Source organism: Stackebrandtia albiflava (genome assembly GCF_007994225.1).
Taxonomy (GTDB): Bacteria; Actinomycetota; Actinomycetes; order Mycobacteriales; family Micromonosporaceae; genus Stackebrandtia; species Stackebrandtia albiflava.
This window is the reverse complement of sequence record NZ_VLLL01000006.1, coordinates 1,439,987-1,450,655: the sequence shown is the minus strand read 5'-3', so window position 1 is coordinate 1,450,655 and position 10,669 is coordinate 1,439,987. Positions and strand designations below refer to the sequence as shown.

The following is a 10,669-nucleotide window of genomic DNA, read 5'->3' as shown; positions in this document are numbered from 1 at the left end:
GGATCGACCGTGGCCGGATGACTCACGCTCCGACCCGGCCACACCTCCTTTCCCCTGCGGTGGCCGGGTTACACGCGACGACGGCGGCCGTCACCGCGCGAGTGCGGCGTACAGGTCGGGTATCAACACCGCGTTGGGGTGACCGAGAGGCACCGTGACGAGTGGGGCGGCGACACCCCTCCTGGCGATCACGATCAGTCCGTTCTGGAGTGTCGGCGGGCTGACGGCGTTCCACGGCAACGAGAAACGCGGTTTCACACACGAAATGCCGTCCCGGTTCATCTCCACGCTGCCGCCGACCGTGACCGTCTCACCACGATGGACTCGGGCCAGTAGCTCGTCGCGCAATCGGGGTTCCAGGTACCGCCGGGACAGGTCCACCAGGAACGTCCAGCCCTCCGGCTGCTCCGCGTGGCGACCGCCCTTGGAGAAGGACACCGCGACCTTCTCTCCGCCGTGATAGGGATACCGGCCGACGTCGAAGGTCCAGCGGTTGTCGTAGAAGGTGGGGAACAGGAATCGCCTCTGGGCGACCCGGCTGGCCGAATAGCCGACCCACTCCACCATCGCTCTCGTCGACCTCCACCGGCGCGTAGACGCTCCAGCCCGCGTCGAAGCGATCCGCCACCAGCCCGTGCACCGGGTAGTCCAGTCGCCGGGTCCGGATCCGGTCCACGACGACCTCGACGGCCCGTTCCGCGGGCAGCCGTTCGTCCTCCGGGGTGGCGAAACCGTCCAGGGGGTGGTCGGGTCGGCCACCGGTGTCGCCGTTCGCCGGCGGCGGGTGATGCCGCGTGACGTCGAACCACAGGCGCACCTCCTCGGCGGTCTCCTCGTCGACGTCGGCGGCGATCACCGCCCAGGAGCCGTCGGTGTCACGGCCGTAGACGGTGACGAGGTCACGGCCGTCGCCCACCAGCACGTAACGCGCCTGCGCGGCGTCGCCGAACTCGGCGACCTCCGTCGGGGTCGGCGGGATCGGGACGACACGCTCGTCGTGGAGTTCGCCGCCCACGTCGACGGCGTCCATCAGGTAACTCATCGCACTCCCGGGCACCGCCGCCGGTCGTCTCCGCTCGGAGGGACTGAACGGCGGAATCCATGTCACGGTATCGAATCCGGCGCCCGAACGCGATGCCGCGAGACCGACGCCGCCACCGGCGCCCCGGAAGTAACGGGGAGGACGACCGGCCACAGGGGCGCCGAGCTCTCGCCCATCGACGGTGTGCCGGACCGGCGCAAGGGCCGCCACGACCCGATCGGGGTTCCACCGGGCGCCGCGTACCCGCCGGAAACGCTCAGCGGGACTCCTCGGCGGCCCGGACGGCCGCCTCGACCGTGGGGTAGACCCGTTCCAGGTCGCTGTCGGTACGGCGCAGGATGTCCCGCACCTGTCCGATGTCGTGGGCGAGATAGAAGTCGACGCCGTCACCTGCCAGGCGACGGTCGAGATCGGTGAGCATCTCCGCACCCGAGAGGTCGACGGCGGGCATGGACTCGCCGTCGAGGACCAGGGCCCGCCGACCCGCCGCGGCGGTCAGCAGCGCGGCGCGCACGTAGTCGGCGTTGGCGAAGTACAGGCTGCCGTCGCAGCGGACCACCGCGACACCCTCGACCGGTTCGGCGCCCTCGTGGCGGGTCCGGTCGACCCATCGGCCGTCGTCGGTGCGGCCCAGCGGTGTCAGGCGCGGCCGGGACGAACGGTAGACGAGCAGCAGCAACGAGAGCGCCATCCCGATGACCAGCCCGGGGAGGGTGTCGAAGATCAGGACGCCGAGCATGGCGGCGACCGCTGCGGTGAAGTCGGGCCGGGCGGCGAGGGATGCGGGCGTGCCGCGTGGCGCGAGCGACGCCCTCCAGTACCGCGCGAACAGCCGGAAGTCGACCAGTTCGATGAGGGCGGCGATGACGATCGCCGCGAGCGCGGCCTCGGGCAGCCGCGCGAACAGTCCGGTCAGGAACAGCAGGGTGACGACCGTGAGCACGGCGACGGTCAGTCCGGAGAGCTGGGTGCGTGCGCCCGCGCCGCCGTTGACGGCCGTCTTGGACAGGCTGCCGTTGACGACCATGCCGGAGGTGAGCCCGGCCCCCAGGTTCGCGGCGCCGAGCCCGATGAGTTCGCGGTCGGGCACGATCCGGTATCCGTTCCGGTCGGCGTAGGTCTTCGCGGCGCCGAGTCCTTCGGCGAAGCCGATGAGCATCACCCCCACGGCCGGTCCGATGAGATCGACCAGGGTGGCGACCGGGACGTCCGGCAGGCCCGGCGCGGGGAGGCCGGCGTCGATGTGCCCCACGACGGCGACGCCCTGCTCGTCCAGGCCCAGGGCGGCGACGGCGACGATGCCGACCGCCACCGCCACCAGCGAACCGGGCACCAGAGGCAGCCACCGCCGAAAGCCCAGCACGACGGCCAGGCACGACACACCGATCCCGAGCGTCCACAGGTGCGTGTCACCCAGTCGCGTGAGGACCTCCCACACCTGCGCGAAGAAGTTCCCCTCGGCCTTCTCGACACCTAGGAGCTTGGGAACCTGTCCGACGATGATGGTCAGCGCCATACCGAGGATGAAGCCCTTCAGCACCGGCTCGGAGATGAACGCGGCGAGGAATCCGAGCCGCAGCAGCCCGGCGGCGAGCGCCACGACACCGGTGACGAGGGCGAGCGCCACGGTGACGACAGCGTAGTCCCTCCCGTCGGCGTAGACGGCGACGATACTCGCCGACAACGCCGCGGTGGCGGCCATCGGACCCACGACGAGGTGCCGGGAGGACCCGAAGAACGCGTACAGGACCAACGCGGGAACCGCCGCGTACAGGCCCACCACCGGCGGGACGCCCGCGATGGCGGCGTAAGCGAGCGACTCGGGGACGAGGACGGCCCACACGGTGAGTCCCGCGACGAGGTCCGGGCGCAACCAGGCGGACCGATAGTGCCGCAGTGGGTTCGGCATGGACGCCCCTCACAACTGGGCCCGCAGGCCCTTGGTCAGGAAGAGGATGCCGAAACCGAACGTCATCCAGAAGGAGAGGGCGTCGTTGTGTCTGAGCAGCCAGCGGCGGGCCTTCGGCAGGAAGCCGGCGTCGCGTCCCGACGCAAGGGTGATCAACCACGGGGCGAGCATCGTGAGCGATCCGGTGAGGACGAACAGCGCGGCTGCGGCGAGTTCGGCGCCGGCGCGGAGGCGGAACTGCCCCAGTTCGATGCCCGCGGCCAGGAGCATACCGAGGTTCACGGGATTGGCGATGATCAGCACCGCGGCCAGGCCGACGGTCTTCCGCGGCGAGAGGACGTCGAGGACGTGCATCCAGCGGGGAGGCGTCGTCGGCCCGCTCCGGCGGCGCCAGGTCACCGCGATGATCAGCGCCATGACGAGCATGATGACGCCGAGGACGATCGCCACCACCGATTCCCAGGTCGGCGTGGCGCCTCGCTGGCGAGCCGGGGCGTTACCGACGATCACGGCCGTCACCAGTAGCAAGGCGAGGGAGACGACCAGCCAGGTGACTTCGAAGACGGCGGCCTTGCGCCTGCCACCGGCAGAGACCAGGAGCATGATGACCGCCGCCACCGGCAGGGGAGAGACCAACAGGCCGGTGGCGTAGGGAAGCATCGCACCGAACGCGTCCCACACAGTCGCCTCCCAGAGGGTCACTCGGGTCCGGACTCGACCCCGCCTCCCCACCGCGCCTCGCACGGGGCCGCCGGCGCAGGCGTGACATGCGCCGAGAGCACGACGTCTCCGTTCCTCCCCGCACCGCGGCCCGTCGGTGCAGAGAGCGTAACCGCGGCGGACCCGCCACACCCCCCGATCCGGGGACAACACCGGCGAGGGATGTGCAGCCTCATATCACTCGATGTGGCCGACGAGGTACGGCAGGACGCGACCACACGCGACCGAACACCGGGGCCCGCGATGCCGCCACATCGCAGGTCCGGTGGCAGTCGTTCCACATGGACGGGTCGCGCCGAGACCGTCGCACCGGCCACCGACACCCCGAACGGTTCGAGGCGCTCCGGTGGCATGCGACAGAATGCCGCGACGTGCCGCCGCCCGACGCGACCTCACCGCCGTCGCCGCCGCTCGACACCGGTCCGACTCACGGCGGGACGGCACGACGAGTGCACGATGACTCAGCGCCAGTGCAGATCACCCAGCAATGCGGCCTCCGCGCCGCCGTCCGCGAAGATCACCTGGCCCGTGACGAATCGGTTGCCCGCTCCGCCGAGCCAGCAGATCAGCTCACCGATCCACTCGGGTCGCCCCGGGAATCCACCGAACGGTTGGGGCGACGACGCCTCCACAGCCGCGCGTATGTCTTCGTCCGCGAAGATGTACGCCGCCGCGGGCGTGTCGACGACCCCGGGAGCGACGACGTTGAGCGCGATACCGGCTCCCGCCCATTCGGGTGTCGGAGCCGTCCTTCGTACCCAGCGGTTCAGGGCGCGCTTGGCGATACCGTAGCCGCCGGTCACCCCACCGATGGCCGGTTCGGCGTCGAGAAGCGCGACGGCGGCGACCTCGTCACCGTCGAGACACGCCCGCACCACGCGTTCGTCCGCGGGCGCCAGCGAGGACGTCGACGACACGACCACCGCGCGGGGTGCCCGGCTCCGCGCCAACAACGGACGCAGCCCTTCCAGGGTCGCGACGGCTCCGAAGTAGTTGGTTTCGAGGAGTCCGGTCCTCCCGCCTCCGGCGACGGCGAGCACGGCGTCGACACGCCCATGCGCGTTCACGTGCTCGACGAGGGCACGACGTCCGTCGGGAGTGGAGAGATCCGCGTGGATCTCGGCGTCGTCGAGATCGCATCCGATGACCTCGGCACCGCGTTCACGGAGCATGGCGGCGGTCGCGGCGCCGATCCCCGACGCCGAACCGGTCACCACATACGTCCGTCCGGCGGTCTCATCTGTCATGGCGATTCCCTTCGCGTCGGGTGGGCGTCCTCGGTGCGGCGGTCGTGGTGTGGGTTCGTGCCGAGGTCGAAGAGCGTGACCAACTCGTCGGCACAGCGCCGGGGGTCGACGCCGTCGGAGATGAGCGCGGCCGTGCTGTCGATCGAGGCGCGTAGCGCGGCCGCCATGACCCGTGGATCGCATCGACGGAACGCACCGGCGTCCTGCCCTTCGGCGAACAGGCGGGCGAGGCGGTCCTGCGAGTCCACGTGGTACCGCCGCCAGTCGCTCATGCCGCCGTTGAGCAGGATCTGCCGAAGCGCCTCCATCTGCGGCGCGTGGTCGGCGATGAACATGACGTTCGCCCGGATCACGGTGGTGAGCAGTTCGCGAGCATCGTCCACACCGGCGATCGCCGCCTGCACGTGGGTCTCGCTGTCGGCGGCGACCCGTTCGGCCACGGCGGCGAACAGTTCGTCCTTACTGGAGAAGTGGTACGTGATGAGCCGTTTGCTGCTGAGCTCCGCCGCCCGGCAGATGGCCTCGAAGGTGGTGGCCTGGTATCCACGCTCGGCCAACAGGGCGATGGTGGTGCGGATGATCTGCTCCCGGCGCGCCGTGGTCGCGGCCTCCCGACCGGTCATGCCTTCACCGTCCCCGGACCCGGGCCGGTTCCGGCCCTCGGCGTGAGTAGGGCCGGGCGCCGTCTCCGGCGGGGATACGCGATCGACGACCAGGCGGTGGACCGACTCTTGTCTTCGTTATCCATGCGGATAACATTATCCGGACGGATAACCAGATGTGAACCGGGTCCCGCTCGCGCGGAGCACTTCACACGTCGCACCCCACCACTGCAACACCGAGCTGATCCGCGAAGTGGTCGACGACGCCGTCGAGCCGACGACGGTCGTACCCGGCACATAGCATCGGCGGAGATCGTGGATCGGGCCCGGTGAGGGCACCGGCGTCACGTGATGATCCGGCGTGCAGCCGTGCACGCCAGGTGTCGTGAACCTGGAGGAACCGCGATGAAGTACACCGTCTCGATCGAGATCGCCCTGCCACGGGAGCGAGTGGTCGAACTGCTCGCGGATCCGGCGCACCTACCGAAGTGGCTGCGGGGCGTGGTGCTGCACGAACCGCTGAACGGGATGCACGGGCGCGTCGGCACCAGGTCTCGGGTCGTCTTGGAGATGGGCGGAAAGGAGTTCGAGTGCATCGAGACGATCACACGCCTCGATCCGGCGGACCTGGACCGGATCCCGGAAGCCGCCGTCGTCCACTTCGAGCGTGAGATCGTCGGCGGTGGCATGTGGAACGCCGCTCGCGAGCGGTTCACCGAATCCGGTCCGGAGACGACGCTCTGGACGAGTGAGAACGAGTACCGGTTCGACGGCCTACTGATGCGACTGGTCAGTCGCCTGATGCCCGGCACCTTCCGGAAACAGTCCCTGCAACACATGCGGGACTTCAAGGCGTTCGCCGAACACGGAACGGACCTCCGAGAGACGAAGGGCTGACGTGGCCGCACCGGCCGCCGGATTGACTCGTCGGCCACCGCCATGACGTGCGGTCCACTCGCCGCTCCTCCCGGCCGACTGCTGACGGGAGGGGTCTGCACGTGGTCACCGACACCGTGGCCGCATGTCCCCCGAACCGGCCACCGAACACGGCGGGGCCTGCGCAGGAGAGAACCCGCCCGGACGGATGACACCAGTATTCGAGGAGATGTTCGGCGGACTTCCACGATCCCGAACGCCTCTCCGTGACCCGCTCAAGTCGATGGCGCACGACATGTCGGGGGTGCGCAGCCCTGGCGGTGCCGGGACCGACCGTCCGTGGAGAGCGGTGTGGGTTCCATGCGGCTTGGCAGTGAGCCGTGATCCGCGTCGCACTTGACCTTCAAGTCGGTTGAGGCTCGATGATGGTGGGGTGCCTGGTTCGGAATTGATGTCCATCGGGGTCTTCGCGCGGCGCAGTGGCCTGACCTCCAGTGCGTTGCGGTTCTACGCCGACTCGGGACTGCTGTCCCCCGCCGACGTGGACCCGGTCACGGGATACCGCTACTACGCCGCCAACCAGCTGGAGCGGGCGACCACCCTGCGCCGGCTCCGCGAGATCTCCATGCCCCTCGCCACGGTCGAGGCCGTTCTCGCCGCCGGCGTGGACGAGGCCGCACGGCTGCTCGACGCGCATGTCGCCAGGATCGAAGCGGATGCGGCGGCGGTGCGGCGGAAGGCGGCGGTCATCAAGTCCGCGCTCGGCGGCGATGTGCCGGGCCTGCTGATCGCCACGCTCAAGGGGCCCGTGCTGGCGAGTGCGGTCGAGCAGGTTCTGACTGCGACCACGTACGAGCCGGGGATGGCGGTGCTCGCCGCCGTGCACGTCGAGGCGAGTGACGAGGCGGTCGTCCTGACGGCGACCGACCGGTACCGGCTCTCCACCCGGACCCTGGTGCCGGCGCGGCCAGCGGAGCAGACCTGGGCGGGCACGGTCGACGGGAACGATCTCCGGACAGCGGCCAGCGAGGTCCGGCGCAGTCCGTTGGTCCGTATCGAAGTGGTGCCACACGGGATCCGGCTGCGCATGCCGGAACGGAATGACCGGCACTGCCGGACACTTCCCGAGGATTTCCCCGACCACCGTTCGATGTGGGAGTCCCTGGACGATGTCACCACCCGCGTGACCGTCTCGAAGGACCGGCTGTTGCGGGTTCTGGAGGAACACCCCGATGAACACGTCGTACTGCACGTCACCGATCGCCATGTGAACGTCTTGGCCCCGAACGACGCACACCCCGCGATCGCGCTCCCCGCCGACGTGACTGGTGAGGCCCGCCGTATCCGGTTCGAGATGACTACGCTCCATCCCGCCGTGAGCACGGCGATCGGCCCCGACGTGATGCTCGACCTGAGGAGAAACGACCAGCCCACCACGATCCGCTCCGCCGACCGCGGCGATCTCACCACTCTCGCCATGCCCGTCACACGCGACCACCCGACCCGAGAACGACGACGAGGAACCTCATGACCACCACACCCCACGGCCCCGACCCGACCATGGAAGCCATCGGCCGAGCCGTCGTCGAAGGTCGGACGGGCAGCATCCCGTCCGCCCGCCGCAAACTCCTCAACCTGTGGTCGGAGATCGGCGTCACCGGGGACCCGCTACACCGTTGCTCACTGGCCCACTATCTGGCGGACCTCTACGAGGATCCCGCCCAGGCCCTCGCCTGGGACGTCCGGGCCCTCGACGCCGCCGACGCAGTGACCGAACAGCGTGCCCACGAGCACCACACCGATCTCCACATCGCCGGCTTCTACCCCTCCCTCCACCTCAATCTGGCCGACGACTACCGCCGCCTCGGCTCCTTCGAGGCGGCCACCGAGCACATCCACGCGGCCGAGGAGCACGCCCACCACCTCCCCCGGGACGCATACGGTGCCTCCCTGCGCATCGCCCTCGACGAGGTGGCAGAGGCCGTCTCCCGACGGGACACGACCAAGCGGCCCTCCGCACCCGGCCCCACCACGTGACGCTGTCGCGCCGCGCTCACCGTCGATGCGCGCCTTCGGTGTCGTTGAACGTCGTCGGCGCCGATCGCGCACGTCCCGTCCGGGGCCCGCGTCCTCGATGCACCACCGCGCTCGCGGCCCGGATCGGCGGTCGATCACGCCCCTCAGCCCCACGCCGAGTGGCGGTCCTGAACCGACCATGAACTGTGGATGGCGCCATACGCGCGGCACGCCCGCGATGAAAACCGGATGCCCGACTCGACGACCTCCGGCATACTCCGCACACCGATCACGTCGAGGAGGCCCGGTGGGCAGGCGTCGCTACGTCGCGCGTGGTGTCCCGGGTGGATACCGCGTGTGGGACAACCGGGCGCGTCGCTGGTGGGGCGACCTCTACCAGCTCTGTCCCGATGAACTCATCGCCGAGTTGAACGGCGGCCACGACCCGGCACGCATCACCTTGCTGACGCGCCGGGCACGGGCGCTCCGCCGGTAGGCGAGACTCCCCGGCGACCACGACCGCCGTCTCCTCACCGAATCACCCTCCACCAGACGCGAAGCGAGGTGTCGAGCCTCGGGCGGCACCCGGCTCACGCCGCCGGTCAGGGCAACGGGTCTGCGGGGTCGGGCGAGAGGCCGTCGCGCCGTAGCCGTCCGGGCTCCGGCGCGACAGCCTGCTTCGTTACTCGACCTGCGGCCGCGCCTCCACCGTGGCCGGCGAGCGGGAGATCACCGCGGCACCGACGACCAGTCCGGCGATCGCGAGAACCACGGAGACCACGAAAGGCTCACCACGGTGCAGGGCGGGGGCGAACCCGAGCCCGGCGAACACGGCCACGCCGGCTGCTCCGCCGAGCTGGTCGGATGCTCGCTGGACGCCGGAGGCGATCCCGGCGTCCTCGTCGGTGGTCCCGCTGACGGCGATGTACTGCAGTCCCACGAGTCCGAAGCCCATACCGGCCGCGATCAGCAGCATCGCCGGGAGCAACCACGCCGCTCCGCCACCCAGGACGGCCACGAGCGCGATCACCACCATCGCGCCGGAAGTGGCCGCGAGCCCGACCAGCACACAGGTGCGTGCGCCCCAGCGTCCCAGCAGCCGGGGCACGAGCACCGAGGCCACGATCAACGACACGGCCAACGGGAGCATCGTCAAGCCCGCGCCCAGCGGACCGATCCCGAGCCTGTCCTGCAGGAAGAAGGTGAACAGCAGGAACGACGTCGACAGCGCTCCACTGAGGAGCATCGTGGTGAGGTTCGCCCGCACCCTGGACCGGTCGGAGAAGAAGGCGAGCGGGACCAGGGGGTTCGGGGACCTCGACTCGACGCGCACGAACCCGACAGCGGCCAGCACCGCGCCGGCCAGCGCCGTCAGGCTCATCCACGGGCCGGTGGCGGGCGAGCCGGCCTCGACCGCGGCGTAGACGAACAGCAGCGGGCACACCGTCAACAGGACCGAACCCGGCACGTCCAGACGCTGCCGCTCACGGGATGCGAACGGGTCCACCGGGACCAGGACGAGCGCCGCCACGATCACCACCAGGATGAACGGCACCGAGATGAGGAAGATCCAGCGCCAACCCAGATGGGCCGTGACGATCCCGGACAGGGCGAACCCGAGTACCAGTCCGCAGCTGGCCACCGCGGCCCACACGCTCAGGGCGCGCGACCGGCGCGGGCCCTCGGGGAACAGCAGCACGATGGTCGCCATGGCCGCAGGCAGCGCGACGGCCTCGCCGGCTCCCTGGAGCAGGCGGGCGGCGACCAGGATCAGGAACGTCGGGGCCAGACCCGCCAGGAGGGAGGCCGCGCCGAACAGGGTCGTGCCGACCAGCAGGGTGCGACGGCGGCCGAGAAGGTCGGCGAGCCGGCCGCCGAGCATCAGCAGCCCGCCGCCGGTGATGGCGTAGGCGACCACGACCCAGGTCAGGGCATGGCCGTCGACGTGGTACTCCGCGCCGATCGCGGGCAGCGCGATGTTGACCACGGTCACGTCGACCGCGATGAAGAACTGCAACATGGACATCGCGCACAACACCAGCCGTGCGCGCGCACGCGCGGGACTGTGCCCGCGTGAAGAAGTGAAAGTGCCTGAAAGCATCGATTGCTCCGTCGCTCTGAAGAGGAACCGAGCAGCTCAAGGGGCCGCTTCGGTCTGATCACGAAGCGGCTGAACGTTCCAGGTGACGTGTTGCCTTGTGCCGGACGTCCCGCCGCTAGCGGGAGGCCCTGGTCACTGCCGCGCAGGCGGCCGAGC

The 10,669-nt window shown here is 70.1% G+C and carries 10 protein-coding genes; 4 read left to right on the top strand and 6 right to left on the bottom strand.

Annotated features, from left to right (window positions below; translation table 11 throughout):
* Positions 1 to 90: 90 nt before the first annotated feature.
* From LX16_RS26690 to LX16_RS17590, 5 genes are all read right to left on the bottom strand, one after another.
* Positions 91 to 567 carry a hypothetical protein gene (locus LX16_RS26690; RefSeq protein ID WP_158645643.1) on the bottom strand — a complete coding sequence of 159 codons (477 nt, stop codon included), beginning with the start codon at positions 565 to 567 and terminating at the stop codon, positions 91 to 93.
* A gap of 731 nt (positions 568 to 1,298) precedes the next feature.
* Positions 1,299 to 2,951 (bottom strand): SulP family inorganic anion transporter, encoded by a 1,653-nt coding sequence (locus tag LX16_RS17605; RefSeq protein WP_147140207.1) that lies wholly within the window; start codon positions 2,949 to 2,951, stop codon positions 1,299 to 1,301.
* A 9-nt stretch (positions 2,952 to 2,960) separates the two neighbouring features.
* Positions 2,961 to 3,632, bottom strand: a complete 672-nt coding sequence (locus LX16_RS17600; protein ID WP_147140205.1) for a GAP family protein — start codon at positions 3,630 to 3,632, stop codon at positions 2,961 to 2,963.
* A gap of 500 nt (positions 3,633 to 4,132) precedes the next feature.
* On the bottom strand, positions 4,133 to 4,918 hold the full coding sequence (locus LX16_RS17595; protein ID WP_211354560.1) for an SDR family oxidoreductase: 786 nt from the start codon (positions 4,916 to 4,918) through the stop codon (positions 4,133 to 4,135).
* Entirely contained in the window at positions 4,915 to 5,541 is a 627-nt protein-coding gene (locus LX16_RS17590) for a TetR/AcrR family transcriptional regulator (protein ID WP_147140203.1), read from the bottom strand. Before LX16_RS17590 ends, LX16_RS17595 begins: the two co-directional genes overlap by 4 nt.
* A gap of 384 nt (positions 5,542 to 5,925) precedes the next feature.
* Here LX16_RS17590 and LX16_RS17585 point away from each other — a divergent pair, with 384 nt between their 5' ends.
* From LX16_RS17585 to LX16_RS17570, 4 genes are all read left to right on the top strand, one after another.
* Positions 5,926 to 6,417, top strand: coding sequence for an SRPBCC family protein (locus LX16_RS17585; protein WP_147140201.1), 492 nt, complete (start codon positions 5,926 to 5,928; stop codon positions 6,415 to 6,417).
* Between the two features lie 412 nt (positions 6,418 to 6,829).
* The gene (locus LX16_RS17580; RefSeq protein ID WP_147140199.1) at positions 6,830 to 7,927 is read left to right on the top strand and encodes a DNA polymerase III subunit beta family protein; all 1,098 of its coding nucleotides are present in this window, start codon (positions 6,830 to 6,832) and stop codon (positions 7,925 to 7,927) included.
* Positions 7,924 to 8,433: a hypothetical protein gene (locus LX16_RS17575; RefSeq protein WP_147140197.1), complete on the top strand. Its 510-nt coding sequence runs from the start codon at positions 7,924 to 7,926 to the stop codon at positions 8,431 to 8,433. Before LX16_RS17580 ends, LX16_RS17575 begins: the two co-directional genes overlap by 4 nt.
* Before the next feature lie 286 nt (positions 8,434 to 8,719).
* Entirely contained in the window at positions 8,720 to 8,908 is a 189-nt protein-coding gene (locus tag LX16_RS17570; protein WP_147140195.1) for a hypothetical protein, read from the top strand.
* A 186-nt stretch (positions 8,909 to 9,094) separates the two neighbouring features.
* Here LX16_RS17570 and LX16_RS17565 read toward each other — a convergent pair whose 3' ends face one another.
* Positions 9,095 to 10,438, bottom strand: a complete 1,344-nt coding sequence (locus tag LX16_RS17565) for an MFS transporter (RefSeq protein WP_147140193.1) — start codon at positions 10,436 to 10,438, stop codon at positions 9,095 to 9,097.
* Positions 10,439 to 10,669: the final 231 nt, after the last annotated feature.